The sequence below is a fragment of the Mycobacterium sp. DL440 genome (assembly GCF_011745145.1).
Lineage (GTDB): Bacteria > Actinomycetota > Actinomycetes > Mycobacteriales > Mycobacteriaceae > Mycobacterium.
The window spans coordinates 864,046-890,330 of record NZ_CP050191.1; the positions used below are offsets into that span (position 1 = coordinate 864,046).

The following is a 26,285-nucleotide window of genomic DNA, read 5'->3' on the forward strand; positions in this document are numbered from 1 at the left end:
GCGCGTGGCGAATAACTCAGGGTTACGTGACGTCGCGATCGTGGGAGTCGGCGCGACGCCCTACTACAAGCGCGGTCGTTCGCTGCCCAAGACGACGACCGAACTGGCCTGCGAGGCGATCCTGGCCGCATGCGAGGACGCCGGCCTGCCCGTCACCGACATCGACGGATTCGCCTACTACTCCGGGGCCAGCGCCGGCTACACCGAGAAGATGGACACCGCTGACTTCATGGAAACCCTTGGGATTCCGGAGGTTCGTTTCACCGCGGCGCTGACGTCCGGGGGTGGGGGTTCGGCGGGCGCGATCGGACTGGCCCGGGCGGCGATCGTCTCCGGCGACGCACGGGTCGTTGTGACCGTGATGGCTTTGCAGCAGTCCAGTCAGCGTCTGGGATCGGTGTTCTCGGCGATGGAGCCGGATCCGATCAACTCGTTCCTGCAACCGTCGGGACTGTCCGGTCCTGGCCACCTGATGTCGGTGTTGGCCCGCAGGCATATGCATCTCTACGGCACCCGCCGGGAGGCGTTCGCCGAGATCGCCCTGTCCACGCGCGCCAATGCGTTGAATCGGCCGAAGGCGATGCACCGGCGGCCCCTCACCTTGGAGGACTACTTCAACGCCCGGATGATCGCAGAGCCGTTGTGCCTCTACGATTTCTGTCAGGAGACCGACGGAGCTGTGGCTGTGATCACCACCGGTACGGAGCTCGCGCGCGACCTGCGGCAGCCACCGGTGCCGGTGGTCGCCGCCGCGCACGGCGGTGTCCGTGACTGGGGCAGGGCGTTCGCCTGGATGGGGATGCCGGACGAGTACTTCGCATCGTCGGGGAACAAGCCGATCGCCGACCGCCTCTACCGGCAGGCAGGTATCAGCGCCGCGGACGTCGACGTGGCCCTGCTCTACGACCACTTCACCCCAATGGTGCTGATGCAGCTAGAGGACTACGGGTTCTGCGCCAAAGGGGAAGGCGGTGCGTTTGTCGAGAGCGGCGCGATCCGGTACGACGGCGGCAGCATTCCCGTCAACACCCATGGCGGTCAGCTCTCCGAGGCCTACATCATCGGGATGACCCACATTATGGAAGGGGTTGAGCAGATGCGCGGCACCGCGATCAACCAGGTTGCCGACGCCGAACTCGCACTGGTCACCGGCGGGCCGGCGAGCCTCCCGGTCAGCGGGCTCATCCTGGGACGTGCAGCGTGAGCACCTCGCTGGCGACCACGATTCCCGCAGAGCACATCCGGATCGCGGTGAACGCGACGACGGAACCATTCTGGGCTGCCGCCAAAGAGCGGCGACTGGTGGCACCGCAGTGCGCCGACTGTGGCGCGTTTCGACTGCCGCCCACCCCGTTCTGTCCGAACTGCCGGTCCAAGGCACTGAACTGGGTGGAGCTCGGCGGTGAGGCAATGGTTTACAGCTTCGCGGTGGTGCATGGATTTCCCGGCATTCCCGACCTGGTGCTGGTGCCGGCGGTACTCGACCTGCCCGATGCACCGGGTGCGCGGCTGGTGTCCAACATCGTCGATGTCGCACCCGCCGAGGTGTCGATCGGCATGCGGCTGCGGGTGGACTTCACCCCGATTGCCGATGGGTGGAAGCTGCCGATCTTCCGGGTCGCAGCCGATGACCAGACTCAGGAGTAGCCGGATGTCCGATGACAGCGCGTTGCACGAGAAACCGCTGGAGTTCCTCACCAGCATCGCCAACACCGGCGGATCTTGTGACGGCCAGGCGATCCTGCCCGTCAATGGTCACTTCCGTTGTACGTGCTCCTGTGGGGACTGGGACGTGGACGTCGATGATCCGCAGGAAGGCTTGCGGCAGGCCCGCATCCACACCGGCAGTGCGTTGAACTAGACCTCAAGGAGCTGGCCACGTCGTCGTTCATTGACGGCCCCCCTCGCTATTGCGTGAACTATTTAACATAGTTAACCTAGTACGACCAGTCTTTCTGTAGACGGCTGGCATGATTTCAGTCAATTATGACAGTTGACTGCCGTACTGTTACGGGACACGAGTGCGTGGAAATGCGCGCTCGGTTGAGGCCACTTCGGAAGGACGTCATGAGCGAGAGTCAGGCAGGCGCAAGGTGTCCCGTCAAGGGCATCGAGATGAACACGCCGGACTCGCCGGTGCTGACGCACTTCCGACTGCTCGACGAGTGTCAGGACGATGCACGCCCGGTCTTCCGGAACGCCGAGGCCGGCATGGAGTACTGGGTGTTCACCGACAACGCGGTGATCCTGGACGGACTGCAGCATCCGGAGCTCTGGTCGAGCAGTGTCATCGTGCCGACGGACCCGGAACCGCCATATAAGTGGATCCCGATCATGATCGACCCGCCTGATCACGCCAAGTGGCGCCAGGTGCTGGCGGAGTATTTCTCGCCCGGCCGCGTCAAGGGCCTGCGCGACGCGCAGCAGAAGCTGGCAGCGGAACTCGTCGATCAGCTGATCGACGAGGGTGGATGCGATTTCGTCGAACGGATCTCACGCGTGTTCCCGTCGACGGTGTTCCTCACGATCATGGGCATGCCGGTCGAAGATCTCGACAAGTTTCTGGCGTGGGAGGACATGATCCTGCATCAGAGCGGGGTGGGCGAGGAAGTCAACGCTGCCCGGATGGAGGGAATGACGCATGTGATGGGCTACTTCTCCGGCCTGATTCAGCAGCGCCGCGAGAACCGCGACCCGGATGCCGACGACATCGTCAGCAAGGCCATCGACTGGACGATCGACGGCGAACCGATCAACGACCTGGAGCTGCTCAACTGCCTCCTGCTGTTGTTCATGGCCGGACTCGACACGGTATCCAACCAGCTGTCCTATGCGATGCTGCACCTAGCGACCCACCCGGCCGACCGTGCCAGGATCGTCGCCGAACCCGAGCTCATCCCGAGGGCAGTTGAGGAGATACTTCGGGTGTATCCGATCGTGCAGACCGCCCGAAAGGCTACCCAGGACATGGACTTCCACGGGTGTCCGGTCAAGGCGGGTGACATGGCCTCCTTCTCGCTGGCGTTCGCCGGCCGCGACGAGGCGGCCTACCCGGATGCCCGCGAGGTGGACCTCGACCGCGGCGTCACGCGTCATCTGTCCTTCGGTGGCGGCCCGCACCGTTGCCTTGGCTCGCACCTGGCCCGCCAGGAAATGGTGGTGGTCCTGGAGGAGTGGCATAAGCGCATTGCGAATTACGAACTCGCCGGGGAGGCCATCGAGCACGGTGGTCAGGTGTTCGGCGTGGATTCGCTGAATCTGACGTGGCGCTGACTTGAGTGTTCCGATCTCCCTGACGTTCGACGTCACCGCCGGCGTCGGGTCCGATGAGAAGCTGATGCAGGAAGCGTGGGTGTTCCTGCCCGAGCGTCCGTTGGAAGCGCGTGGCGTGCTCCTATGCCTCGCAGGGGGAACATACGACAAGCACTACTGGCACATCGACATCGACGGCCACCCCGGCTACAGCTTCGGTGAGCACCTCGCCGCCGCCGGTTTCATCGTGATCGCCGTCGATCACCTCGGGATCGGCGAGAGTACCGACCCGATCGCTTCGGGACCCCTGGGTTTGGAGCTGCTCGCGAAGGGCGATGCCGAAGTGGCACGCCAGGTCCGGGAACGGTTGCGACGCGGCGAATTGCATCGTGACCTTCCGCCGACCACTGCGCCGTTGATCGGCGTCGGGCATTCGATGGGCGCTTGCTTGACGACGATGGTGCAGGCGACAGCGCACCCTTACGATGCCGTCGTACTGCTGGGCTACGGCGTGCAGATCACCAATGTGTACGAGGACACCGCCGACGCCCAAGATCTGGAGCAGCGGATTCAGCAGACCATCGCGGTTTCGTGCCAGCTGACCGGTGCGAATCCCACCGACAGTCACACCTTCGCGCCGCGCTCTTACCTGACAGACTTGTTCTACGCCGGTGAGGTTCCCCAAGTCGTCGTTGACGCGGATACCGCGGTACAGAGCCGGGTTCCAGTCCGGGCCGCGGCTGAGGTCACCACACCGGGAATGGTCGAGCAGTACGCGCCCCGAGTGGATGTGCCCGTCTTCCTTGGGTTCGGCGCCGCCGCGGATGTCTCGCCAAATCCCCATACCGAGTCTGCCAACTACACAGGCACACCGGACGTGACGCTGCACATCGTCCCGAAGTCGGGGCACTGCCACAACTTCGCCAGTCACCGCGGACAGCTGTGGGACCGGATCGCGACGTGGGTGCCGACAGTAGTGCACGCCCCATCTGTCCATGTTTAGGAGGACACGATGACCAAGACGGTCGGATTCATCGGTTCGGGTCAGCTCGGAGAACCGATGGTCATGAGGTTGCTCGACGCCGGTCACCACGTGCTGGTGTACAGCCGTCGCGACGACGCGCGGGATCGGCTCACCGCCGGCGGCGCCAAGTCGGCCGGTTCGGTGGCCGAGCTGGCATCGCAGAGCGACATCCTGATCTCGTGCCTGTTCTCCGACGCGCAGCTGCGCGAGACTGGTCTGGGCCCTGATGGTTTCATCGCCAATGCGAAGCCGGGCTCGGTTTTCGTCTCCCACACCACCGGCACCGTGTCGACCCTCGAAGCGCTGCGAGATAGTTCGGCATCCGCGCCCGTCATCATCGACGCGCCGGTCAGCGGCACGGCGGACGATATCGCCGCGGGCACTCTGACCGTGCTCATCGGGGGACCCAGTGACGCCGTCGCCGCTGTGACAGCGGTCCTGGCTGCCTATGCCGATCCGGTGGTGGCCACTGGCGAGCTTGGCAGCGCGCTGGCCATCAAGCTCGTGAACAATCTACTGTTCGCAGCCAACGCTCAACTCCTCGCGGCAGCAACGCAATTGGGCGACGGGTTAGGAGTTGACCCGGACGTCCTGTTGTCCACGCTGCAGGTGTGCAGTGCCAGGAGCCACGCGGCGGCGCACGCCCAGCGCATCGGTGGGATGGACCGGTTCGCCGAGCTGGCCGGACCGTTCCTGCGCAAGGACATCGCTGCGTGCCGTGCGGCCACCGCCGAGGCGGGCGTGGACCTCGGCCTGTTGGGTATGGCCGTGCGGGAGGGTCCGCTGGCGCTTGACGAGCGCGTCGACACTGCAACCGGAAAGGCACTGCGATGACGGGTCGATTGGCGGGGAAGGTGGCGTTCATCACGGGCGCCGCGCGGGGGCAGGGCCGTGCCCACGCGGTGCGAATGGCCGAGGAAGGGGCCGACATCGTCGCCATCGACGTGGCCGGCCCGCTACCAGCCTCGGTGCGCTACCCGTCCGCCACCCCCGATGACCTCGACGAGACCGTGCGTCTGGTGAGGGCCGCAGGCGGGCGAATCATGGCTTCCGCCATGGATATCCGCGATCTTGAGGCACTGCGGAGCGCGGTCGACGAGGGAGTCGAGGCCTACGGTCGGCTTGACGTCATCGTGGCCAACGCCGGCATCTGCATCCCGGCTCCGTGGAACGAGATCACCCCGGAGTCGTTCCGCGACATCATCGACGTCAATGTGACGGGCACCTGGAACACGGTGATGGCCGGCGCACAGCGGATCATCGACGGGGGGCGTGGCGGCTCGATCATCTTGATCAGCTCGTACGCCGGGGTGAAGGTGCAGCCGTACATGATCCACTACACCGCCAGCAAGCACGCGGTGACGGGGATGGCCAGGGCCTTCGCCGCGGAACTGGGCAGGCACGACATCAGGGTCAACAGCGTGCATCCCGGGCCGGTCAACACCCCGATGGGTGGCGGGGACATGATCGCCGCCCTGTTCTCCGCGATCGAGACCAATCCCACGCTCAACAACATGGGCACGCCATTCCTGCCGCAGTGGGCCGCCGAGCCGGAAGATGTGGCGGCCGCGGTGTGTTGGCTGGCGTCCGACGAGTCGCGCTTCGTGACTGCCACCCCGCTGTCGGTAGACCAGGGCATGGCGCAGTACTAGCGCGAGAGTCACTTCTTGGTCGGTGAGGCGTCCCAGAAGTCCCGGTTGGTCGCGACCTTGCCGTTGCGTACGGTGCCGACCGACGCCCCGTGCAGACCTGCCGGTTGCATGATCCACTCGGCGGCGAACTGCTCGCCGTCGGCCAGCGCGCTGATCACCTCATAAGAGGCTCCGGGGGCCATCTTCAGTGCGCCGCTCACGAATGTGCGCGCCTCCTGCGCCCCGCGTGCGACGTGACCGGTCGGGACGTCTTGGAGTATCACGTCCTGGTCGAACCAGGACGTGATGGCGTCGAGGTTGCCAGAATCCCAGTCCGCGTAGTACCGCCTGAGCCAATCGGAATCGCTGTTGGTCATGTGATTTCTCCTTCTGCTGCCGTCAACACGCGGCGGATCGCCGCGAGGAGTGGTTGGTCGCCGTCATTGGCGAGGGCGCCGGCGCCCGCGGCCTCGAGCGACGGATGAATCCCGTCCCCTTCGGCCAAATGTCGGGTGGCCAGCCAGCCGACGAAGATCAGGTATGTCGTCGTGAAGGTCTGCACCGCAGCGGCTTCGGGCAGTCCCGCGTCGCGCAGGATTCGCATGGCCGTATCGGTGAGCCTGGTGGCTCCCGGTGAGGCCCCGGTCGAGGCGAGTGCGCGCAGGCCGGTGCCGGGGTAGGCGAGAAACGCTCGGTCCATCGCAGAGATCAACGTGAGGTACCGCTCCACCCATGGCGCCTTCCCGTCGACTGCGACGTCGATCTGTGCGGCGACGGCCTCGACAACTCGGTCTGCGAGGTCGTCACCGCCGCGCAGGTGGTAGTGAATCGCCGGGGGTGTCACCCCACATTCGGTGGCAACTTCGCGAACCGTCAACTGCTCCAGCGACGATCGCGCGACGACACGCATGGCGGCGTCGACAACGTGGGTCTTCGAAATCGGGGACGGCTGAGTGCCGCCACGGCGTCGCATGAACCCATTATGTCATAGTAAATGGGATTCGCGCGGAAAGGGGATCCATGGACGCCCAAGTGGTCGTTGTTGGCGGCGGAATCGCCGGATGCACGCTCGCGACCCGTTTAGCCGAAGCGGGCCTGGCCGTGACCGTCCTCGAACGGGAACAGGTCTACCGCGACATCGTGCGCGGAGAGGCGATGTTGCCGTGGGGGTATCGGGAAGCAGTGGAGCTCGGTGTGGCCGAGACCATTCTGCAGACTGAAGGTGTCTCGGTGATGACCAAGATGGTCCCGTACGACGAGGGCCTCACCGTGGAGGAGGCGCAAAGACGTTGCCGCGACCTGTCCACCGTTGTCCCGAATGCGCCGGGTGTGGTCGGCGTCGGACACCCCGAGTTGCGCGAAGCGTTGGCCACCGCGGCGGTCAAGGCCGGCGCGAACGTGGTGCGCGGTGTACGGCGGTCGTCGGTGCAAACCGGCGCAGCCCCTTCGGTCAGCTACCAGACTGACGACGGCACCCGAACCCTCCGGTGCCGCCTGGCAATCGGGGCAGACGGAAAGATGTCGGCAATGCGTACAGCGCTCGGTGTGCCGCTGGCGACAACGCAGGCCCGGGTTCGGCTGTCCGGCATGCTCGTCGACGATGGGGGAGTCTGGGATCGGGCCGAGACGGCGATCTCGGTCGACGGCCGAAACCAGTACATCGTCATCCCGCGGGCCGATAATCGATTGCGACTCTATGTCGGTCGCCGTGTCGATGATCCGGAGCCGATCAAAGGGGTCAACGCGGTCCCAGAATTCCTGAAAGCGTTTCGCACCCGGATTTTCCCGCGTTCCGATGCCCTGGCGGCGTCCACGCCGATCGGTCCGTGTGCGACGTTTCCGATGAATGACGCCTGGGTCGATGACCCGGTGGTTAGCGGCGTGGCGCTGATCGGTGACGCGGCCGGCTGGAGCAATCCGGTGACCGCGCAGGGCCTCAGCATCACGATGCGCGACGCGCGCGTATTGTCCGAGGCGCTTTTGGACGGCTCCGATTGGACACCGCACGGGCTTGCCGGATACGCGCAGGAGCGGCGAACCCGGATGGCCCGGTTGCGATTTGCCAGTGCGCTTACCGATCTGATCACCGGCTTCGGGATGCCCGACCGGTTGACGCGGCGGGCGCGGATGTTCGGATTGCTTCGCCGCCGTCCCGAGCTCGGTTTAGCCCTGGAGGCAGTGCATTCGGGGCCTTGGTCCGCGCCGGCGGAGGCCTACAGCCCCGACATCCTGACCACGCTGGCGCTGGCCTGAGCGTTGCGTTACAGCTGCCGTAGGTAGTGCTCGACCAGGGCGACCGCCGCCTGCGGGTAGCTGCGCGCGGTGGCCACGTCGAGGCCGTCGCGAACCAGCAGCAACGCGAGCCGGTTGTTGATCAGCGACAGTACGAACGCGGCCACCAACTGGTAGTAGACGATGTCTCCGGTCAGTGAGCCGCCGAATTGTTGGTACCTGCGTACGATTTCGTCGTCGTCGGGAGCGCCGGGCAGGCGGGCGAACCCCAGCGATTCGCACAGGAAGCGCTCGAACATCAGCCACCAACCGAGGTCGATGTCGGGCGGCCCGGTGCCCGCGGTCTCCCAATCGAACAGCGCGGCCACCGACAGGTCATCGCCGAAGCTCATGTTGCCGACCCGCGCGTCGCCCCAGACGACCGTCTCGGCGTCGGTGTCGGGGGCCGAATCGAGGATCACCCGCAGGGCCTCGGCCAGGGTGTCGGCACCCACCTTCAGGTCGTCGCGACACCAGTCGTACCAGCCTTGAAGGGTGTGCAGGTAGCGCTGCAGTGCGGTGGACCCGTCGGGGCCATCGGCGCGGAGGAAGGTCAGGTCGCCGGGGTCGTCGATTCGATGGACTGCCACCAGTGCGCGTAGCCCGTTGTCACACAGCAGCGCCCGCCCCGAAGTGGTCAACTCGGTGGTCCAGCCCCGCTTGTGCCAACTCGGGACGTCGGACGGGGTTCGGCCGTTGACGCGTCGCATCAGGTAAAACGGTGATCCCAGTACCGACGGGTCGCGTTCGATGCCGACGATGTCGGGAACTGGGATTCCATGCGCGCCAAGCCGCTTCATCACCTCGGCCTGCCGCGGAGCGTCGGGCACGGTGAACAACTGGTGATCATCGGCCTGGGCGCGCAACACCAGGTCCTCGGCGTGATGTCCGGTCTGGTCGGTCCAGGAGGCGGTGAAGAAGACCGTCTTCCCCGAGTAGCCGGCGTTCGGAGCGCTGAACCCGGAGATGTCGAACGACGTCGCGCCGGGCAGTGCGACCCTGGGCGGCAACCACGCCCGCATGACGTCGCGAAGGTCCACGCCGACGTCCCCACGTGGTGATGTGTAGGCCATCAAGACCCCTCTCACACAGAACTGAACACTACTGTCAGAATAGGGGCATGCCGGACGGAGCATCCAATCGTATACCGCTTGGTGCCTACACGCTGCCCGGCCGGGTCTCCGACCCCCAGGCGGTCATCGGGCAGGCGACCGCGGCGGAACGCCTGGGTGCACGCACCCTGTGGCTCAGTGAGCGGTGGGGCACCAAGGACCTGGGCGTGATCGCCGGTGCGGTCAGCCAGGTCACGTCGACCGTCCGCATCGCCTCAGGCATCACGCATTTCCAGTCTCGGCACCCGGCGCTGCTGGCATCCCTGGCGATGACCGCGCAGGCGATGTCGGGCGGCCGTTTCGTCCTGGGCGTCGGCCGTTCCGTCGATGCCATGTGGGACGCCGTCGGTCTGCCGCGATCCACCAATGCCTCCATCGTCGACCACGCCGACATCTTCCGGCGACTGTGTCGCGGCGAGAAGGTGCGCTACGACGGACCTGCGGGTAGATATCCGTCGCTGCGGCTCAACGACGTTCCCGATCAACCGGTGCCGCCGCTGGTTTTCGCCGCGATCGGCCCGAAAGGCCTGGAACTCGCGGGCCGCCATTTCGACGGCGTGCTGCTGCATCCGTTCCTGACTCCGGCGGCGGTGCGGCGGTCGGTGGAGCTGGTTCGAAGCGCCGAACGGGCGGCAGGGCGGCCGGCGGGCAGCGTGCGGGTGTACGCCACCGTCGTGGTGGCATGCGAGCTCGCCGCCGACGAGGTGCTCGCCGTGGTCGGCGCTCGGGCGGTGACCTACTACCAGATCCCCGGCTTCGGAGAGCGGTTGGCGGCGGTCAATGGATGGGATCCGGAACCGTTGGGCAGGTTGCGATCCCATTCGCTGCTCGCCGGTATCAGGGGCTCGGCGGACTCCGTGCTCACCCGGGAGCAACTCATCGAGGTCGCGTCGGTGCTGCCTGCGGCGTGGACTGGCGATGCGGCGGCGATCGGATCGGCGCGCTCATGCCACGAGGTGTTCGAGTCATACCGGGAGGCGGGGGCTGACGAACTCGTCCTGCATGGCAGCACTCCCGATCAGCTAGGGCCGTTGTTTTCGACGATTGAGGCGGGTTTGTGAGCAAGAGTGAGAGCGATCTGATCAGCGAATGGGTTCGCGCAGATCTCGGTGGTCAGGTTGTGTCCATCGAACGACAGACCCGGTGGCGGCCGAACTGGCTGGTGGATGTCACCGTCGATGGACAGCCGATCGAACTCATGGTGCGCGGTCATCGAATTGACTCACCACTGGTATTCCCCCTGCACCACGAGATGACCTTCCAAGATCTGTTGCACCGAAATGACATTCCAGTACCCCGGGTTTACGGCTGGCTCGATGCCCTGCCGGCCTATGTGATGGACCGAGTTCCGGGCCGGCCCGACTTCGTCGACAGCACCCCGGCCGAGCGGGACGCGGTGATGGCCGAATACATGCGCGTCCTTGCGCGCATTCATGCGCTGAACGTCGATGCGTTCGAGGCGGCCGGCGTCACCCGTGCGTCGTCGCCGGCCTCGACACCCGCCTCGGTCGGTATGGCCCACTTCGAGAAGCTCTACCGCCAGACCAAGCGCAGGCCCGATCCCTTCGTGGAGTTTGCACTGGCGTGGCTGCGCCGAAACCCGCTGCCCGCCAACACCCGCGAGGCGCCTGTGGTGTGGGACTCCGGTCAGTTCCATCATCAGGGCGGGAAGATTACGGGGCTGCTGGACCTCGAGATCGGTCACATCGGCGACCCGCTGATGGATCTGGCGGCGTTTCGCATGCGCGACACGGTTCTGAACTTCGGCAACTTCGATGAGCTCTACGGCATCTACGCCGACGCGGCCGGGGTCGAGCTCGACATGGCGGCGGTACAGCACCACCACCTGGCGTTCACGTTGACCAACGAGCTGGCTTTTCACGGCGCGCTGGCCGCCCCGACGCCGGGCTCGGCGTACATGACCAATCTGCAGTGGTGCACCGAAACCAACCTGCACGCTGTCGAAGCCTTTGCCGAACTGCTGGGCTACGACCTCGACGAGACGGTCGATGTGCCCGAGCCGGCACCGTTCACCAATGAGATCGCCTTCGGTCACCTGGTCCGGACGCTGGGCTCGGTCACCGTCGACGAACCGTTCGCGCGCTACGAGGTTCGGAACTCATTCCGGCTGGCCAGGCATCTGCTGCGCCGCCAGGAGATCGGCGCGCAACTCGACGAGCAGGATCTCGATGATGTGGCACCGTTACTCGGGCACCGCCCGACGGACACAGGCGTAGCGGACGCAGAACTGGAGCAGTTTGTGCTGTCCGACGACGGGCGCCACGACGAGGCGCTGGTTCAGCTGTTCTACCGGCGTTTCCTGCGCGCCAACGCCGTGCTCGGGCCCGCCGGCTCGGCGATGACGGTCCACCGGAAGGTGCAGCCCTTCACACGATGATGTGTCAGTGGGTCGGGGCAAGCCGTTGCAGGAGCCCGTCGATGACCTGAATGGCATTGTCGCGGGCCCGACGCGGATCCGGTGCATTGGCCACGAACTGGGCGGCCTCGTCGGCGGCGGCGAGCAGCACATGGGCGAGCACGTCGAGTGGTTGGGGAGTCACCGCGCCCTGCTCGACTGCCTTTTCGAGGAGCGCGCGAATCGACCCGAGACCGAACTGAACTTGTAGCTCGCGCCACCGCTGCCAGCCGAGCACGGCAGGGCCGTCGATCATCAGGATGCGCTGAACCTCGCCGGTGAGCGAAGACTTCAAATAGGAGCGCAGGCCGGCGCGCAGCGCGTCCAAGGCGTCGTCAGCGTCCCCAGGGTGCGGCGCGCGGCTGTCCACCTGTTCCTGAACAGCGAGGAATACCGCCAGGAACAGCGCCTCCTTATTCTCAAAATGGTGGTAGAGCGCACCTCTGGTGCCTACACCGGCGGCCGCCACGATTTCCTCGGTGCCGGTGGCGAAGTAACCCTTCTCCACGAAGAGTCGACGTCCGGCCGCGATCAGCGCCGCCCGGGTGGCCTCGGCGCGTTCGGCGATCTCCGCGGTACGGACCGGACGCTTCTGCGCTTTCGACGGTTGACCACTGGACATGCAGTTAGTATCCTCTACATACAGCCTGTATGTACCGCGTGCGGTGACATCAGGTCGATCGGTGAAGTTCTCAATATGGCAAAGGTATCCCGCGCAGCGCGGGGGCCCCTTGAGCGAGGAGGCGACGTATGGGTGAGACGCAGGACAAGGTACTGGTCTTCTCGGCCGATGGGCATGCCGGGGCGAAACGGATGGCGGACTACCTGCCCTACTTCGACCCGGATGTCCGCGACACCGTCAAGGACCTGCTGACCGAGGAGGAGCAGGCCTATCGACGAATGCTGGCTCCGGATTTCAGTTCCGGGCCGCGCGAGGAGCCGGCGCCCGAGTTGGACCCGCGATGGGCATCTGCATTCCCGGACCGCTTCGGCGGCTGGGACATCGGCGTACGTATGGAACAGCTGGACCGCGAAGGCGTCGCTGGCGAGATGTTGGTACCGGGTCACCAATTCGCGTCACTGCCATTGTTCAGTGTGGTGAACAAGCCCTTCGAGGCGAATTTGCGCGATGCCGGGATGCGGGCGTATCACCGGTGGCTGGCCGACTTCATGTCCGGCGGCGACGGTCGGCTCTACGGAATGGCGGACCCGGGTACATGCCACGACATCGATGCCTCCGTTCGCGAATTGCATTGGGCGCGTCAGAACGGCTACGTCAGCGTGGGTGTGCCCGGCATCATCGAGGACCCCGCACTGCCGTCCATCGTCAGTGATCACTACGAACCATTCTGGAAGGCTTGCGTCGACCTCGACTTCACACTCGCAGTGCATGCCGGGTGGGGATTCCCGCAGGGTCGCTATCAGGAGTTCATCTCTGCGTTCGTGGCCACTCACCTTGGCGGTGCGGAGGCAAGCCAGATGATGGCCGCTCAGCAGCGACTCGACGAAGAGGCCCGCGAAGCGCTGCAGAAGGAATTCGCGGAGTCCCCGGCGTCGCCGTTCCGGTTGGACTACGGTCCGCGTCGGTTGCTCTGGCAATTGATGATCGGCGGAGTGTTCGACCGGTACCCACAGTTGCGGTTCGTTCTGACCGAGGTTCGTTCGGATTGGCTGCCGACCACGCTGAAGATCCTCGACTCCTGGTACGACCAGCGCGATACCCCGCTGAAGATGCGCCCGAGCGAATACTGGGAGCGCCACTGCTTTGCCACCCCGTCGTCGATCCACAAGGTCGAGGTCGAGGCCCGCGACGACATCGGCGTGAATCGGTTGATGCTGGGAATCGACTACCCGCATCCGGAAGGCATGTGGCCCGACACGTGGAACTGGATCAAGGTGGCGTTCGACGGTGTTCCGGAGGGAGAGGCGCGAAAGATTTTGGGGGAGAACGCACTACGTGCCTTCCCGGTGGACGGCGAGCACCTGCGTGCGGTGGCAGACCGGATCGGTCCGGATCCGCGCGACCTGTTGATCGGCGGTGACGCGGTGCCGACCGAACACGTCGAGCATTACCACCGGCGGGGTGGATTCCTGCGGCCCACCGAACGGGTCGATCAAGACGCGGTTCTTCGGTTCGCGGACGAGGATCTTCAGCTCGCCCCGTGAGTTGATACCAGGATCCAAGGCGGTGCTGCGCAACAGTCGGTCCGGGAACGTGATATCGCCGATGACGTCACGTTCCCGGACTGCACGGCCGATCAGTGCGCGGTGCTGGCGCGACGCAACCTCAACCGACGTACTGTCGCTCCAGCTCCGCGACAAGATCCGCCACCGTGGGGACATCGGCGATGCCTGCGACGCCGTGACCACCGCTGAAGACCATCCGCCAGGGCTTGATGTGGCGGGGAATGGTGGGGCGGCGCCTGGTATCCAGGGGCGGTAGATTCTCGGGATCCAACCCGTGCTCCAGTAGTGAGGGCCGAAGAAAGCTGCCCGAGATGCCGCAGATGGCGTCTGTCCAGACGACGTCGGCGAGATCCGCCCTGACCAGCATGCGCTTGTGGTCCTCGTGCACACCCGATTCTTCGGTGGCGATGAAAAGCGTTCCCATGCAGGCCATATCGGCACCGAGCGCCAGTGCGGCACGGATACCCCCGCCGGTGCATACGCCCCCGGCCACCTGGATGAGACCGTCGAAGAAGCTGCGAACGCGTGGCGCAAAAGCCATCGGCGAGAGATTGCCGCCGAGACCGCCGGCACCGGCGCACACCAGCATCAACCCATCGACACCCGCTGCGACGGCCCGTTCGGCCTGCGCCACAGACACGGCATCGTGGATCACGATGCCACCCCAATCATGCACCTGGGCAACGACATCGGAGGGATCGCCGACATTGGTCGTGATGATCTGAACGTTATGACGCCGGCAGAGATCGATCTCTTGCATGAGCAGCTCGGCGGGCTTTGCGCGCGACACATTGATGTTGACCGCATACGGCGCAGGTGCTGACCCGGTGCGGTCAGCGTGATGACGAAGCGAGGAGTCAATGCCCTCCAGCCACTGGCCCAGGCCGGTGTCCTTCCACGCGTTGTGCGTGGGAAAGCAGCCCATCACCCCGGCGCGACAGCAGGCGGTGACCAGTTCCGATGTCGATGCGATCGACATCGGAGCGGCCATTAGCGGCAGCCGCAACCGGTCCAGCAGCTCGGCCTTGTCCACCTCGGCGGCCTACCCTCCGAGACGGAGCCCCGTATTGCGGGTGCCGAACACATCGGTAGCCATTATCGCGCCCAACTTCTGCGCATCCCAGCGCTTTTGACCGTTGGATACCGAGGCGACCGGATGCCAGCCCTTGAGCAGCTGAAGGTTCTCACCCATCGCGCGAATAACCTGGCCGCTGATGTGACCAGCCTCAGGGCTGGCCAGCCACGCCACCACCGGGGAGCCCAGCGACGGGTCCTTCGGATCGAAATCGTCCTCGGCGCGTTCGTCGGGTTCGATCGCTGCCGCAGCTCCGGGCATAGAGGCCGACATCCGGGTACGGCCGCCGGGACTGATCGCGTTCACGGTGGCGCCGATCGACGCCAGCTCCAGGCTCAGGGCCTGGGTCAGCCCCACGATGGCGGCCTTGGCGGTGCTGTAGTTGGTCTGACCGAAATGACCGTGCAGCCCCGCGCCGGACGTGGTGTTGATGATGCGGCCGTACACCTTTCCGCCCGACTCCTTGGACTCTGTGCGCCACTTGCGGGCGACGGCCCGGCTGGTGAGCCAGCTGCCCCGGACATGCACCCGCATCACCAGGTCGAAATCGTCGACGGTCATGTTCCAGATCGCCTTGTCCCGCACGATGCCGGCATTGTTGACCACGATGTCCAACCGGCCCAGCTGTGAGTAAGCACGTTCCACGGCGAGGTCCACCTGTTCCTCATCGCCGACATCGCTGAAGTCCGAAACTGCCTTGCCACCACGGCCTTCGATGATCTGCACCACCTCGTCGGCCACTTTGCCGGTGCCCTCCCCGGACAGGCTGGTTCCGAGGTCGTTGACGATCACGGTGGCGCCGTGTTTGGCCAGCTCCAGGGCGTGGCCGCGGCCGATGCCGTGGCCGGCCCCGGTCACCAGGGCCACCTTGCCGTCGAGTAGTCCAGTCATGCGTGCTCCTCGCTAGGGGTGAAGATAGTCAGATACGGGCTGTCCGGGTCGTTCTCATCGACGGGCCGGAACACCGCGGTAACAGGCATGTCAACTCGAAGGCTCTGTGGGTCAGCACCTTCGATGGTCGTCATCAGCCGTGGGCCCTCCGTCAATTCCACGATTGCCGCGACGTAGGGCAGTCGCTCCTTGAACGGTGCCAGGTCGTTCACGTACACCGTCGAATACGTATAAAGCGTTCCGGTGCCGTTGGCCGCGAACGGATGTACGTCCTCGCTCCAGCAATACGGGCAGAACGGCCGCGGATAGTGGTGGACCTTGCTGCACGCGGTGCATTGGGCGATCAGTAACCGGCCGTCGCGCGCGGCCTTCCAGTACGGCGCGCTGGCCGGGTCGATGGTGGGAATGTCCGCTCGGGTCATGGTCACCACCCGGTGAATTCGGTCGGACGCTTCTCGACGAATGCCTGCACGCCCTCCTTGGAGTCGTGCGAATACGACTGAATTTCCTGCGCCATCGCCTCGGCGACGAAGGCTCCGGCGCGGTCGGTGTCGAGGGAGTCGTTGAGCAGCCGTTTAGTGAACGCGATCGCCGTAGTGGGCGCGGTGGCCAGCCGGCCGGCGAAATCGGCAACCGTGGCATCGAGCGCATCGGCCGAAACCACCCGGTTCACCAGGCCGAGGCCAAAAGCCTCGGTAGCGGTGAGCTTCTCACCGAAGAACGCCAACTCCTTGGCCTTCTGCATGCCGATCCGTCGCGGCAGCAGGTAACAGCCGCCGCCGTCGACCACCAATCCACGTTTGGCGAAAGATTCGGCAAAGTAGGCAGTTTCGGTGGCAATGACCAGATCGGAGGCATACACCAGGTGCGCTCCGACACCGGTAGCCGCGCCCTGCACCGCGGCGATCACCGGTTTGTTGCAGTCCAACACGCTGGCCACCAGCTTCTGGGCGCCGTTCATGATGCGCCGCATCGGGTCCATGACCCGCTTCTCCACCGTGGCGCGGCGGTCGGCGAGTGAGCCGACATCGGCACCGGCGCAGAAGTGTTTGCCATTGGCGCGCAGAACGACCACGCGCACCTTGTCGTCGGCATCCGCAGCAGTCAGCAACGCGATCAAGGTATCGCGGTCATCGGGGCGCACCGCGTTGGCCGATTCTGGACGATTGAGGGTGATGGTCAGGACGCCATCGGTGGTGTCGGACAGCACTGAAGGTGGGGTGTTCATGGGGTGTATGTCGCCTTGAGGTGTTTGATGCCGTTGACGAAGTTCGACCTCAGCATGACGGGCTCGCCGACCGAGGTGATGTCAGGATAACGGTCGTAGAGCATTTTGAATGCGACGTTGAGCTCGAGCCGCGCCAGATGCGCGCCCAAGCAGAAGTGCGGCCCGGGTCCCCCAAAGGCGATGTGGTTGTTCGGCTTTCGGGTGATGTCGAAGAGCTCCGGCTCAGCGAACACGTCTGGGTCGCGGTTGGCGGCGGGATACCAGAGGACAACCTTGTCACCGGCGCTAAAGGTATGAGTGACGTGTCCATCGGCGTTGGTCAGCGTTACGCCCTCGCGGGTGACGGTGCGGCGCATGTGGATCACCGGACTGGCATATCGCAGGATCTCCTCGATCGCGGGTGAGGCCAGATCGTCGTAGTCCGCCAGCAGCCGATCCCGCTGTTCCGGATGCGCGCTGAGGATCAGCAAGCCATGCGTGAGAGCGTTGCGGGTGGTCTCGTTACCAGCGCCGATGAGCAGGATGAAGAACTTGGCCAGTTCCTGGGGAGTCAGATTTTCCTCGCCGGAGGTGACCAGCTTGCTGATGACGTCGTTGCGGGGGCTTGCGATGCGGTCCTCTGCAATACTTTTCAGCAAATCGATCAGGTGCTCGCTGGTTTCCGTTACGGCTGTCTCGATGCCCGTGATGCTCTGGTCCGGTACGTATTCGGGATCGGAGGCACCGAGCACCACATTGGTGGCGTGCAGGATGAACTGCTCGTGCTCGCGCGGCACGCCCAGCATGTTGTCGATGATGCGCAGCGGCAGCAGCGTGGCGAAGGAGGAGACGAAGTCGCACTCACCAGAGCGCGGCATCTCCTCGAGGATCTCGACAGTTGTCTCCTGCACGAGGGCACGCATTTCGGAGAGGATGCGCGGGGTGAATCCACGGGAGACGATCTTGCGGAGACGCATGTGCTCGGGGTCGTCCATGTCGATGATGGACCCGCGGTATTCACGCATCTCGGCCGTCTGGTCGAAAATCTGGGTGCCCTGCCCCGAGCAGAAGTCTTCCGGCCGCCGGCTGATCTGAGCGACGTCGCGGTGCGAGCCGACGGCCCAGAATCCGCGCACCCGCGGGGACTCGGGCCGACTGGTCCGGACGAACACCGGGCGGCCGACATCTCGCAGCTGCCGGTAGAGCTCGCTGCGGTCGGCCGGACGCTCCTGCCACCACTGCAGGTCGATCAGCGGGGCGAACTGCTGTTCATCGATGTCGATCGGACTCACAACACGAATTCTGGCACTAGTGTCACTTTTTAGCAATGCTGGGGTGCATGTGTATCTGGCCCGTTGTGCCGAATATCTGCGTGTTGATAAGTCAAGTGATCTAACATGCGTGTCCATATTGGACGAGGTAAGGAGAACTATGGCGGACCAGACGCCGAAGCGGGTTGGCATCATCGGGGTCGGTTGGGGTGCGCATGTGCAGGTACCCGGCTTCCGGGCGGCGAAGGGCTTTGAGCCGGTCGCACTCTGTGCACGCACGCCTGACCGACTGGAACGCGTGGCCGCCAAGCTGGGGATCGAGGAGACCTCCACCGATTGGCAGTCGTTCGTGACTCGCGACGACCTCGATGTCATCTCGGTCGCGACGCCCACTGTCCTGCATCGTGATATGACGCTGGCCGCCTTGGCGGCGGGCAAGCCTGTGCTATGTGAGAAGCCGCTTGCCGGTGACCTCGATGCAGCGCGCGAGATGGTGCAAGCCGCCGCCGAGTCAAACCTGCCCACCGCCTGCTGTTTTGAGAACCGGTGGAATCCGGACTGGTTGGCCGTCGCCGACCAGGTGCGATCGGGTTTTCTGGGCACGCAGTATCTGGCGCGAGTCAGCCGCAGCGCGTCGTACTGGCACCCAAGCCACCCGTTGCAGGCCGATTGGATGTACGACCGGGGCCAGGGTGGCGGATATCTGGCCGGGATGCTGGTTCACGACCTGGATTTCCTCTGCAGCGTACTGGGCAAGCCGGTGTCGGTGTGCGCCGAGGTACGTACGAGCGATCCGGTGCGGGAACGCCCCGATGGCACGACGCTGAACATCACCGCCGATGACACCGCGGCACTGTTGATGCGGATGGAATCCGGGGTGACTGCGGTACTGAGCGTTTCAGTTATGGGTGCCCACGCCGATCATTACCGGCTGGAGTTGTTCGGCTCTGGCGGCACCATCATCGGCGACGGCGACCTTCGCTCCGCCGCGTACTCGGCAGGCTTGGCCGCCGAGGACGGACTGAGCTCGCTGACGGTGGACGACCGCGAACCGGCGCATCCCGAGAAGCTACCAACTGGTCTGGCCGGACATGCGAGCCGGGCGATGGCACTGATGCTTGAGGACTGGCTGCCTGCCTTCGACGGTGCGCCCAGTTCGGCGGCGACCTTCGAGGACGGGCTGCTCTCGCTCGCGGTGATCGACGCTGCGCACCGCTCCGCCGAAGGCGGGGGCTGGGAGCCCGTCCGGACCTGAACGGCCTGGCCGGTTACTTGACTGTCAGGCCGGCGTCGACGGGTAGCGTGACACCGGTGACGTACCGGCCCGACTCTCCGCACAGGTAGAGCACGGCTTCGCTGATATCGCTGACGTCGACGACCGGGACGTCGAGCAGGTTTTGCATCGTCTCGCCGAATTCCGGGTGCTCCATGGCGAACTGCATGAACTGTTCGTTGATCACCATCGGGCTTGCGACACCGGTCGGGTGGATCGAGTTCACCCGAATGTTTCGCTCTGCCAGGGTGTTCGCATAGAAGCGCATCAGGCCCACGACGCCGTGCTTGGCCGCGGCGTAGCCCGCGATGCCGTGGTTCTTGGTGCTCATCCGGGCACCGCCCGCGCGTAATCCCGCAGAGGAACTCGTGATGACGATGGCGCCCCCGCCGTCGTGGGCGAGCAGTGCAGGTAGGGCCGCCTCGATGGTGAAGTAGACACCGTTGAGCATGACGTTGATTGCATCGAGATAGGCCGTGACCTGGTCGGCTTTATCTCCGATTATCGGCATGATGCCTGCATTGGCGAGCACGAAGTCCAAGCGGCCCAATTGCGCCACGCCATCAGCCACAATTGCTGAGAGCCGCTCCAGATCGCGGACGTCGGCTTGTTCGGCAACGATGCGGCGGCCGGTCTTCTCCACCAGATTGACCGTCTCGTCCAGGTCTTCCGGAGTCGCCATGGGGTATGCGACAGAATTGATCTGGTCGCACAGGTCGACCGCGATGATATCGGCGCCCTCGTCGGCCATGCGTACCGCGTGCGAGCGGCCCTGGCCGCGTGCTGCACCTGTGATGAAGGCGACCTTGCCTTCTAAACGACCGGCCATTGGTATTTCTCCTATTCGAGGGATATCAGTAGGGGAGGGAAGCGAACGGTATTGTCACCCAATGGAAGTGAGCGCCTAGTCTGCGGCGGAAATGGCCCCTTCGGGGCAGATTCGCAGCGCTTCGTGGGCCTGCTGCTCGTTACCGTCGGGCACGGTGCCGCCGTCGATGACATGCCCGTACCCCTGGTCATCGTCGACGAACAGGTCTGGTGCGTAGGCGTAGCACAGGCCATGCCCTGTGCATACCGCTTCGTTGAGAGACAGCTTCATCAGCCGAGCCCGCCCCGCCGGGCAACCATCAGCGGCAATGAGTCAAGGCCGACGGTTCCCCTGGGCCAGTGCACCCGCGGAGTGCACCCAGGGGTGATCTGGTACTCGGGAATTCGGCGGTGCCACTCCTCGTAGACCAGGTGCATCTCGAGGCGGGCCAGATGCGAGCCGAGGCAGCGGTGCACGCCGAGGCCGAAGCTCAAGTGCCGGTTGTCTGGTCGCTGAAAGTCGATCCCGTACGGGTCGCGGAACTGGTTCTCGTCGCGGTTGGCCACTGCGAGGTAGCTGGTCACTCGACTTCCCGCGGCGAGCACGTGACCGCCCAGCGTCGTCTCCTCCGTGGTCACGCGGGGCAGGAAAGGCGCGGGCGGATCAAGACGGAGTAGCTCCTCAGTGACCGAAGGCACCAGGCTGAGATCGTTGGACAGCTCTGCGCGTCGTTGCGGGTCATTGGCCAGTCGCTGCATGCCGAATCCCAGTGCATCCATGACGGTGTCGAGGCCGGCGAGGACGAACAGGAAACACAGCCCGATGGCTTCTTCGTCTGTCAGTGTGTCGGCCTCATCGAGGTTGAGCAGCTGGCTGAGCACATCGGTGCCCGGTGTACCGCGACGCTTCTGGATGAGTTCGGAAAGGTACATGAATAATTCTGCCGCCTGCTGCAGCCCCTCCTGGGCGGCATCGTCGACGGAGGTCTGCCCGCTGGCGGCGCTCAGATTCAGCACCGCGTTCTTCCAAACCACGAACTGATCCCGCATGTCCAGTGGCAGACCGAACAACGTCAGGAACACCTGGACAGGGAAGACCCCGGCGACCTCGGCGATAAAATCGCACTCGCCGCGCGCGGCGATCGGATCGATGAGGTCGATCACCTGCGCTCGGAGGTCGTCTTCCAGCGGCTTGATGACCCGTGGACTGAAGAACGGCTGCAGGATCCGGCGGTACCGGGCGTGCTCGGGCGGGTCGAAAGCGACCGGAACCAGTGGCACCGGGCTGCCCAATACATCGAACGCCTTCTTGGAGGAGAAGAGCGCCGGATTCTTCAGAACAGTTTCCACCAGTGCGCGATTGGTGACGGCATAACCATCCTCCACCTCCACGAGTCGATGCTCATCCAACTGTCGCCACGCGTCGTCACGTGCTTCTGGCATCGGCAGCTCATCGGTTGCGATCTTGGGTAACACCGGGTTCGCCACGACCTACCTCCATCTTCGAAAGAACCCGACAGACCGAATGCACTGCGCGCGCTTCCGGCGCGATGACATCGATCCGTCACAGAATCCGACATTTATATAACTATTGTCGGGTGATCGACACATTATGCCGCTAGTGTCGGGTGCGTCAAGGATCCAGTTAGGCTTCGAAACATGACAGAGGGCGCGGTCAAGGGAGTGGGCCCGTGGGGCACCGACATGCCTCAAGACGAGGGTCAGGCGCGCGCTCGGCTACTGGCGGCCGCTGAGACGTGTTACACCAAGCGCGGAGTTGCTCGCACCACCATCGTGGATATTGCCCGCGAGGCGGGGGTGCACCGGTCGACGGTGTACGCCTACTTCCAGAACAAGGATGAGGTCCTGGCCGCGTGCTTCGTCCAGGCGACGAGATCGGTGCTGGACGCAGCGGAGTCCTGCTTCCACACGGGTGAGCCGTTTCTGGAACAGCTGATTCGGGCGACCGTCGTCGGATTGGCCACTGCGCGTGAGTCTTCGGCGGTGATGCTGCTCTTGGGCGACGACCAGGTCGGGCGCACTTATCGTGCTGCCGAGGCGTCAGAGGCCTGGCGCGGGAATTTGATGGAGTTTCTCGGCGACCGCATCGCGGCCGCTGTGACCACCGGCGAGGTGCGCGACGACGTGGCGGTCGAAACGATGGCCCGCTGGGTGACCCGGCTGGCATTCAGCCTCGTGCAGGAGCCGTGCAGCGCCGAGGACGGCGGGGACGAAGCTCTTTTGTGCGCATTCCTGCCTGGTGCCTTGGCCGCTCGCTCCTAGCCCTCGGCGGGCGGATAGATCAGCACGCCACGGATATTGGCGCCCGCGTGCATGTCGGCGTAGCCGTCGTTGACCTTCTCCAGCGGGTAGGTCCGGGTGATCATGGCCTCGAGGTCCACCTGTCCGGCGCTGCTCAGCTCGAGGATCTTCGGGATATCGGCCCTCGGGTTGCCCGATCCGTACAGCGTTCCGATGATCTGCTTCTCGGTCAGCGTGAGGTCCATCAGGTTGGCCCGGATCTCACGCTCCAGCATGGGGTGGATGTTGGTGACGACGAGCTTGCCGCGCTTGGCCGTCATGGCCAGGGCCTGGCCGACGAGCTGACCGTCGCCGACACCCATCGCGCAGATGAACTTGTCGACACCGCGGTCCCAGGTCGCCTCGGCAATAACACCTTTGGCCTCATCCCAGCTTGCTGCGGTGTGGGTGGCACCCATCTTCATCGCTTCGGCCCGCTTGTATTCCGACGGGTCGATGACGGTGATGGTGCGCGCACCGGCAAGACGGGCACCTTGCACCGCAGCCGCACCGATGCCGCCGACGCCCGCGACAGCCACGGTGTCGCCCGGTCGTACCTCGGCGGCGTACACAGACGACCCCCACCCGGTGATGAAGCCACAGCCCAGCAGACAGGCCGTCTCCAACTTGTAGTGCTCCGGGATCTTCACGCAGCTCGCCTCGTGCACCACCGTGTGGTGGGCGAACGATCCGACGCCACAGGCCAGCGCGAGGTCCTGGTCACCGAAGTGGTGGCGAGCGGTGCCGTCGTGAATCTGCATGCCGGAGTAAATTTTCGCGCCGAGATCGCACAGGCTCTGATGACCGGTCGAGCACGACGGGCAGCGGCCGCACGATGGGATGAAGCTGAACACGACGTGGTCGCCCGGTGCCAACCACGACACGTGGTCGCCAACTGCCTTCACTACGCCGGCGCCCTCGTGCCCGCCGATGCAGGGCAACGCGATCGGCATATCGCCGGTGACGAGGTGGTCATCGGAGTGGCACATCCCCGAGGCGTGTAACTCGACGAGCACCTCGGTCGCCTTCGGTGGGTCCAGGTCGATCGTCTCGATCGACCACGGTGTGTTGCGTTCGAACAGCACCGCCGCTTGCGTCAGCATTGATGAAATCCCTTTCGGATCAACGGATGATGGCCTGGTACTCAGTGAAGCCGGTGATGCCTTCGGGGCCGCCTTCACGGCCGATGCCGGACTGTTTGAAGCCGCCGAACGGGCTGCCGAAGTCGAGCACGGCGGTGGAGTTGACGGCCACCGACCCGACTTCCAGTTGGGCGGCCACCGCGGCTGCACGGTCGGCATCGGCTGACCACACTGCACCCACCAGGCCGTAGTGCGAGTCGTTGGCGATGGTGATCGCCTCGGGGACGTCGTCGTAGGCGATCACCACAACGACGGGACCGAAGACCTCCTCACGGGCGATCTCCATATCGTTGGTGGCCTCGACCAGGGCGGGCGTGACGAACCATCCCGGCAGGTCTGGACGCTCCCCACCGGTGAGCACGGTGGCGCCCTCGTCGCGCGCCCGACGCAACAGACCTTCGAGCTTGGCGCGCGCCGCTTCGTTGATCAGTGGACCGATATCAGTGGACCGCTCGGCCGGATCTCCGACCGTCAGTGCGGAGATCGCGGTGGTCAGGGCGGTGATGTACTCGTCGTACCGACTGCGCGGCAGCAGGATTCGGGTCAAGGCGGCGCACAGCTGGCCGTTGTTTCCCATCGCTCCGCCGACGAGTCCGGCGACCGTCTTCTCGAGTGGCGCGTCGGGCAGCACGATGGCCGCGGACTTGCCGCCCAGTTCGGTGCTGCAGCGGCGGATCCGGGATCCGCACGACGAGGCGATGCGCGCGCCAACGGCGGTGGATCCGGTGAAGCTGATCTTGTCTACCCCGGGATGCTCGGTGAGCAGTTCGCCGGTGGCGGCTCCACCGTTGACGACGTTGACCACGCCGTCGGGGATGCCGGCCTCCTCGATCGCCTCCATGAGCACACCGAAGCTCAGTGGTGCGTCGGGTGCGGGCTTGAGCACCACCGTGCAGCCCGCGGCCAGTGCGGGACCGAGCTTCAGTGCGGCGATGAACAAGGGGGTGTTCCACGGCACGATCGCACCGACCACCCCCACCGGCACCTGCCGTACGTCGACGACGCCACCGGTCATCGAGGGACGGCTGGCGGTGAACGGATGGTCGGGGGTGATGGCGGCGTAGGCACGTAACACCCCGGTCGCGGTGATGACCTGGCCGAAGGTGCTCCACGAGCGCGGCGAGCCGATCTCGGCGGTGGCCAGGTCGGCCAGCTCGCCCTTGCGGGCGGTCAGGACGTCGGCGAGCCTTCCCAGCGCGGCGCCGCGCTCGGCGGGGGAAGTCTGCGCCCAGGCCGGCAGCGCGTCGCGGGCCGCCGCGACGGCGGCAGAGACCTCGTCGTCGCCCGCAATGCCCACGGTGCCCAGCACCTCACCGGTGGTCGGCGAGGCCACCTCCACTGTGGTGGCGGCCGTGCTCGTCACCCATTTGCCTGCGACACAGCTCGCCGCTAACTCGATCATGGACGCCAATTCTGGCATTGATGTCATCTTTAGACAAGCTGGTCATGGGGGATTAATTGTTGTTTGGGTTCCCCAGCCGGAGTTTTTCTGACACTATTGGTCACTATGACTGTAGCGCCTGACAGCGACGCCGACCTCGGCGTGGGACAACCCTGGGAGGTGGTCGTGGAGCGCGGCAAGATCGCCGAGTTCGCCGAAGCCATGCTCAGCGAGGATCCCGCCTACCGCGGTCCGGACGCGATCGTTCCGCCGACCTTCCTGACCAGCGCCGCCCGCTGGGCGCCACCGGGCGTCCGGGTCAACGTGGGTTTCGACCGCAAGCGCCTTCTGCACGGCGAGCAGGAGTACACCTTCCACGGCGAGCTGCCTGCCGCCGGTGATGTCCTGACCGCGCAGGAGCGGATCGTCGAGCGGTTCTCCAAGCCGGGCAAACGTGGCGGCACCATGCGCTTCGCGACCGTGGTGACCGAATACCACGACACTGCAGGGACTTTGGTGGCCGAGGCAAAGGCCACCTTCATCGAGACGGCGGGCTCCCGATGAGCCCCGGCGAAGAGCATCGAACCCGGATGAAGCCTGGCGATCAGGCGTCACCCCGGGAGTTCGGTCCGCTCACCCGGCAGATGTTCGTCCGCTACTCCGGCGCCTCCGGTGACCTCAACCCCATGCACTACGACGATGAACTGGCGCGGTCCGCCGGCTACCCCTCGGTGTTCGCCCAGGGCATGTTCTCCGCGGCGCTGTTGGCCGGGTTCGCCACCGACTGGCTGGGTGCCCCCGCCGTGCGTCGCTTCGGTGTCCGCTTCCGCGAACAGGTCTGGCCGGGTGACGTCCTGACCTGCGCGGGAACGGTGGTCGCGGTGTCCGAAGAGGACGAAGTCGACCGTGTCAGTGTCGAATTGACCGCCACCAGGCAGACCGGCGGAGTGGCGATCACCAGCACCGCGGAATTCGCGGTACCCCGAAGCGGACCGCGAAACGCGGCACGCGGTGCCGCGGGCCCTGCGGATCAGCAATAGGCTG

29 protein-coding genes are annotated in these 26,285 nt (G+C 65.2%); 15 read left to right on the top strand and 14 right to left on the bottom strand.

Annotated features, from left to right (window positions below; genetic code table 11):
• The first annotated feature begins 4 nt into the window (after positions 1-4).
• From HBE63_RS04295 to HBE63_RS04325, 7 genes are all read left to right on the top strand, one after another.
• Positions 5-1,204, top strand: a complete 1,200-nt coding sequence (locus tag HBE63_RS04295; RefSeq protein ID WP_166903566.1) for a thiolase — start codon at positions 5-7, stop codon at positions 1,202-1,204.
• Positions 1,201-1,647, top strand: a complete 447-nt coding sequence (locus HBE63_RS04300) for a Zn-ribbon domain-containing OB-fold protein (protein ID WP_166903568.1) — start codon at positions 1,201-1,203, stop codon at positions 1,645-1,647. Before HBE63_RS04295 ends, HBE63_RS04300 begins: the two co-directional genes overlap by 4 nt.
• 4 nt (positions 1,648-1,651) lie before the next feature.
• Positions 1,652-1,861, top strand: a complete 210-nt coding sequence (locus tag HBE63_RS04305) for a hypothetical protein (RefSeq protein WP_166903569.1) — start codon at positions 1,652-1,654, stop codon at positions 1,859-1,861.
• 206 nt (positions 1,862-2,067) lie between these two features.
• Positions 2,068-3,273: a cytochrome P450 gene (locus HBE63_RS04310; protein ID WP_208301300.1), complete on the top strand. Its 1,206-nt coding sequence runs from the start codon at positions 2,068-2,070 to the stop codon at positions 3,271-3,273.
• A 1-nt stretch (position 3,274) separates the two neighbouring features.
• Entirely contained in the window at positions 3,275-4,255 is a 981-nt protein-coding gene (locus HBE63_RS04315; protein ID WP_243858496.1) for an alpha/beta hydrolase, read from the top strand.
• A gap of 9 nt (positions 4,256-4,264) precedes the next feature.
• Positions 4,265-5,110 carry an NAD(P)-dependent oxidoreductase gene (locus tag HBE63_RS04320; RefSeq protein ID WP_166903571.1) on the top strand — a complete coding sequence of 282 codons (846 nt, stop codon included), beginning with the start codon at positions 4,265-4,267 and terminating at the stop codon, positions 5,108-5,110.
• Entirely contained in the window at positions 5,107-5,928 is an 822-nt protein-coding gene (locus HBE63_RS04325; protein ID WP_166903573.1) for a mycofactocin-coupled SDR family oxidoreductase, read from the top strand. The genes HBE63_RS04320 and HBE63_RS04325 overlap by 4 nt, the downstream gene beginning before the upstream one ends.
• Before the next feature lie 8 nt (positions 5,929-5,936).
• Here HBE63_RS04325 and HBE63_RS04330 read toward each other — a convergent pair whose 3' ends face one another.
• Both HBE63_RS04330 and HBE63_RS04335 read right to left on the bottom strand, forming a co-directional pair.
• Entirely contained in the window at positions 5,937-6,284 is a 348-nt protein-coding gene (locus tag HBE63_RS04330; protein ID WP_166903575.1) for a nuclear transport factor 2 family protein, read from the bottom strand.
• Positions 6,281-6,880: a TetR/AcrR family transcriptional regulator gene (locus HBE63_RS04335; protein WP_166903577.1), complete on the bottom strand. Its 600-nt coding sequence runs from the start codon at positions 6,878-6,880 to the stop codon at positions 6,281-6,283. The genes HBE63_RS04330 and HBE63_RS04335 overlap by 4 nt, the downstream gene beginning before the upstream one ends.
• Positions 6,881-6,927: 47 nt before the next feature.
• Here HBE63_RS04335 and HBE63_RS04340 point away from each other — a divergent pair, with 47 nt between their 5' ends.
• Complete coding sequence (locus HBE63_RS04340) at positions 6,928-8,160, top strand: NAD(P)/FAD-dependent oxidoreductase (protein WP_166903579.1); 1,233 nt, start codon at positions 6,928-6,930, stop codon at positions 8,158-8,160.
• An 8-nt stretch (positions 8,161-8,168) separates the two neighbouring features.
• Here the strand turns inward: HBE63_RS04340 and HBE63_RS04345 are convergent, their stop codons facing one another.
• Positions 8,169-9,251, bottom strand: a complete 1,083-nt coding sequence (locus HBE63_RS04345) for a phosphotransferase family protein (protein WP_166903580.1) — start codon at positions 9,249-9,251, stop codon at positions 8,169-8,171.
• Between the two features lie 47 nt (positions 9,252-9,298).
• Here HBE63_RS04345 and HBE63_RS04350 point away from each other — a divergent pair, with 47 nt between their 5' ends.
• Positions 9,299-10,351, top strand: a complete 1,053-nt coding sequence (locus tag HBE63_RS04350; protein WP_166903582.1) for a TIGR03857 family LLM class F420-dependent oxidoreductase — start codon at positions 9,299-9,301, stop codon at positions 10,349-10,351.
• Positions 10,348-11,688 carry a phosphotransferase family protein gene (locus tag HBE63_RS04355; RefSeq protein ID WP_208301301.1) on the top strand — a complete coding sequence of 447 codons (1,341 nt, stop codon included), beginning with the start codon at positions 10,348-10,350 and terminating at the stop codon, positions 11,686-11,688. The genes HBE63_RS04350 and HBE63_RS04355 overlap by 4 nt, the downstream gene beginning before the upstream one ends.
• 4 nt (positions 11,689-11,692) lie before the next feature.
• Here HBE63_RS04355 and HBE63_RS04360 read toward each other — a convergent pair whose 3' ends face one another.
• Complete coding sequence (locus HBE63_RS04360) at positions 11,693-12,328, bottom strand: TetR/AcrR family transcriptional regulator (protein ID WP_166903584.1); 636 nt, start codon at positions 12,326-12,328, stop codon at positions 11,693-11,695.
• Between the two features lie 128 nt (positions 12,329-12,456).
• Here HBE63_RS04360 and HBE63_RS04365 point away from each other — a divergent pair, with 128 nt between their 5' ends.
• Positions 12,457-13,872 carry an amidohydrolase family protein gene (locus HBE63_RS04365; protein ID WP_166903586.1) on the top strand — a complete coding sequence of 472 codons (1,416 nt, stop codon included), beginning with the start codon at positions 12,457-12,459 and terminating at the stop codon, positions 13,870-13,872.
• A gap of 121 nt (positions 13,873-13,993) precedes the next feature.
• Here the strand turns inward: HBE63_RS04365 and HBE63_RS04370 are convergent, their stop codons facing one another.
• From HBE63_RS04370 to HBE63_RS04390, 5 genes are read right to left on the bottom strand one after another with little or no spacing between them, the layout of a single operon-like run.
• Positions 13,994-14,926, bottom strand: coding sequence for a nitronate monooxygenase family protein (locus HBE63_RS04370; protein ID WP_166903587.1), 933 nt, complete (start codon positions 14,924-14,926; stop codon positions 13,994-13,996).
• 9 nt (positions 14,927-14,935) lie between these two features.
• Positions 14,936-15,859, bottom strand: a complete 924-nt coding sequence (locus HBE63_RS04375; protein WP_166903589.1) for an SDR family NAD(P)-dependent oxidoreductase — start codon at positions 15,857-15,859, stop codon at positions 14,936-14,938.
• The gene (locus HBE63_RS04380; protein ID WP_166903591.1) at positions 15,856-16,281 is read right to left on the bottom strand and encodes a Zn-ribbon domain-containing OB-fold protein; all 426 of its coding nucleotides are present in this window, start codon (positions 16,279-16,281) and stop codon (positions 15,856-15,858) included. Before HBE63_RS04380 ends, HBE63_RS04375 begins: the two co-directional genes overlap by 4 nt.
• 2 nt (positions 16,282-16,283) lie before the next feature.
• Complete coding sequence (locus tag HBE63_RS04385) at positions 16,284-17,087, bottom strand: enoyl-CoA hydratase/isomerase family protein (protein ID WP_036446955.1); 804 nt, start codon at positions 17,085-17,087, stop codon at positions 16,284-16,286.
• Complete coding sequence (locus tag HBE63_RS04390) at positions 17,084-18,358, bottom strand: cytochrome P450 (RefSeq protein ID WP_208301302.1); 1,275 nt, start codon at positions 18,356-18,358, stop codon at positions 17,084-17,086. The genes HBE63_RS04385 and HBE63_RS04390 overlap by 4 nt, the downstream gene beginning before the upstream one ends.
• 139 nt (positions 18,359-18,497) lie before the next feature.
• On the opposite strand from HBE63_RS04390, the gene HBE63_RS04395 reads away from it, so the two are divergent.
• Positions 18,498-19,592, top strand: a complete 1,095-nt coding sequence (locus HBE63_RS04395; RefSeq protein ID WP_166903593.1) for a Gfo/Idh/MocA family protein — start codon at positions 18,498-18,500, stop codon at positions 19,590-19,592.
• Positions 19,593-19,605: 13 nt separating this feature from the next.
• Here the strand turns inward: HBE63_RS04395 and HBE63_RS04400 are convergent, their stop codons facing one another.
• The 3 genes from HBE63_RS04400 to HBE63_RS04410 all read right to left on the bottom strand — a co-directional run bounded on the left by HBE63_RS04400 (position 19,606) and on the right by HBE63_RS04410 (position 21,905).
• Entirely contained in the window at positions 19,606-20,439 is an 834-nt protein-coding gene (locus HBE63_RS04400; protein ID WP_166903595.1) for a mycofactocin-coupled SDR family oxidoreductase, read from the bottom strand.
• Between the two features lie 75 nt (positions 20,440-20,514).
• On the bottom strand, positions 20,515-20,709 hold the full coding sequence (locus HBE63_RS04405) for a ferredoxin (RefSeq protein WP_166903597.1): 195 nt from the start codon (positions 20,707-20,709) through the stop codon (positions 20,515-20,517).
• Positions 20,709-21,905 (bottom strand): cytochrome P450, encoded by a 1,197-nt coding sequence (locus HBE63_RS04410; RefSeq protein WP_243858497.1) that lies wholly within the window; start codon positions 21,903-21,905, stop codon positions 20,709-20,711. The genes HBE63_RS04405 and HBE63_RS04410 overlap by 1 nt, the downstream gene beginning before the upstream one ends.
• Positions 21,906-22,076: 171 nt before the next feature.
• Between HBE63_RS04410 and HBE63_RS04415 the strand changes: the two genes are divergently transcribed.
• Positions 22,077-22,700: a TetR/AcrR family transcriptional regulator gene (locus tag HBE63_RS04415; protein WP_166903599.1), complete on the top strand. Its 624-nt coding sequence runs from the start codon at positions 22,077-22,079 to the stop codon at positions 22,698-22,700.
• On the opposite strand, the gene HBE63_RS04420 is transcribed toward HBE63_RS04415, so the two are convergent.
• Positions 22,697-23,821 (bottom strand): Zn-dependent alcohol dehydrogenase, encoded by a 1,125-nt coding sequence (locus HBE63_RS04420; protein WP_036446961.1) that lies wholly within the window; start codon positions 23,819-23,821, stop codon positions 22,697-22,699. The two genes, HBE63_RS04415 and HBE63_RS04420, sit on opposite strands and share 4 nt — an antisense overlap.
• 19 nt (positions 23,822-23,840) lie before the next feature.
• Positions 23,841-25,289 (bottom strand): aldehyde dehydrogenase, encoded by a 1,449-nt coding sequence (locus tag HBE63_RS04425; protein WP_166903601.1) that lies wholly within the window; start codon positions 25,287-25,289, stop codon positions 23,841-23,843.
• 78 nt (positions 25,290-25,367) lie between these two features.
• On the opposite strand from HBE63_RS04425, the gene HBE63_RS04430 reads away from it, so the two are divergent.
• Together HBE63_RS04430 and HBE63_RS04435 are read left to right on the top strand one after the other, a co-directional pair.
• On the top strand, positions 25,368-25,805 hold the full coding sequence (locus HBE63_RS04430; RefSeq protein ID WP_208301303.1) for a MaoC family dehydratase N-terminal domain-containing protein: 438 nt from the start codon (positions 25,368-25,370) through the stop codon (positions 25,803-25,805).
• Positions 25,806-25,831: 26 nt separating this feature from the next.
• A complete protein-coding gene (locus HBE63_RS04435; protein ID WP_243858498.1) occupies positions 25,832-26,281 on the top strand; it encodes a MaoC/PaaZ C-terminal domain-containing protein in 450 nt (149 codons plus the stop codon).
• Positions 26,282-26,285: the final 4 nt, after the last annotated feature.

Coding starts and splice junctions, on each gene's coding strand:
- HBE63_RS04395 (WP_166903593.1), top strand. CDS start 18,498: ATGGCGGACCAGACGCCGAAGCGGGTTGGCATCATCGGGGTCGGTTGG.
- HBE63_RS04305 (WP_166903569.1), top strand. CDS start 1,652: ATGTCCGATGACAGCGCGTTGCACGAGAAACCGCTGGAGTTCCTCACC.
- HBE63_RS04420 (WP_036446961.1), bottom strand. CDS start 23,821: ATGCTGACGCAAGCGGCGGTGCTGTTCGAACGCAACACACCGTGGTCG.
- HBE63_RS04430 (WP_208301303.1), top strand. CDS start 25,368: ATGACTGTAGCGCCTGACAGCGACGCCGACCTCGGCGTGGGACAACCC.
- HBE63_RS04360 (WP_166903584.1), bottom strand. CDS start 12,328: ATGTCCAGTGGTCAACCGTCGAAAGCGCAGAAGCGTCCGGTCCGTACC.
- HBE63_RS04325 (WP_166903573.1), top strand. CDS start 5,107: ATGACGGGTCGATTGGCGGGGAAGGTGGCGTTCATCACGGGCGCCGCG.
- HBE63_RS04435 (WP_243858498.1), top strand. CDS start 25,832: ATGAAGCCTGGCGATCAGGCGTCACCCCGGGAGTTCGGTCCGCTCACC.
- HBE63_RS04335 (WP_166903577.1), bottom strand. CDS start 6,880: ATGCGACGCCGTGGCGGCACTCAGCCGTCCCCGATTTCGAAGACCCAC.
- HBE63_RS04405 (WP_166903597.1), bottom strand. CDS start 20,709: ATGAAGCTGTCTCTCAACGAAGCGGTATGCACAGGGCATGGCCTGTGC.
- HBE63_RS04345 (WP_166903580.1), bottom strand. CDS start 9,251: ATGGCCTACACATCACCACGTGGGGACGTCGGCGTGGACCTTCGCGAC.
- HBE63_RS04340 (WP_166903579.1), top strand. CDS start 6,928: ATGGACGCCCAAGTGGTCGTTGTTGGCGGCGGAATCGCCGGATGCACG.
- HBE63_RS04400 (WP_166903595.1), bottom strand. CDS start 20,439: ATGGCCGGTCGTTTAGAAGGCAAGGTCGCCTTCATCACAGGTGCAGCA.
- HBE63_RS04310 (WP_208301300.1), top strand. CDS start 2,068: ATGAGCGAGAGTCAGGCAGGCGCAAGGTGTCCCGTCAAGGGCATCGAG.
- HBE63_RS04320 (WP_166903571.1), top strand. CDS start 4,265: ATGACCAAGACGGTCGGATTCATCGGTTCGGGTCAGCTCGGAGAACCG.
- HBE63_RS04380 (WP_166903591.1), bottom strand. CDS start 16,281: ATGACCCGAGCGGACATTCCCACCATCGACCCGGCCAGCGCGCCGTAC.
- HBE63_RS04425 (WP_166903601.1), bottom strand. CDS start 25,289: ATGACATCAATGCCAGAATTGGCGTCCATGATCGAGTTAGCGGCGAGC.
- HBE63_RS04415 (WP_166903599.1), top strand. CDS start 22,077: ATGACAGAGGGCGCGGTCAAGGGAGTGGGCCCGTGGGGCACCGACATG.
- HBE63_RS04330 (WP_166903575.1), bottom strand. CDS start 6,284: ATGACCAACAGCGATTCCGATTGGCTCAGGCGGTACTACGCGGACTGG.
- HBE63_RS04375 (WP_166903589.1), bottom strand. CDS start 15,859: ATGACTGGACTACTCGACGGCAAGGTGGCCCTGGTGACCGGGGCCGGC.
- HBE63_RS04365 (WP_166903586.1), top strand. CDS start 12,457: ATGGGTGAGACGCAGGACAAGGTACTGGTCTTCTCGGCCGATGGGCAT.
- HBE63_RS04350 (WP_166903582.1), top strand. CDS start 9,299: ATGCCGGACGGAGCATCCAATCGTATACCGCTTGGTGCCTACACGCTG.
- HBE63_RS04385 (WP_036446955.1), bottom strand. CDS start 17,087: ATGAACACCCCACCTTCAGTGCTGTCCGACACCACCGATGGCGTCCTG.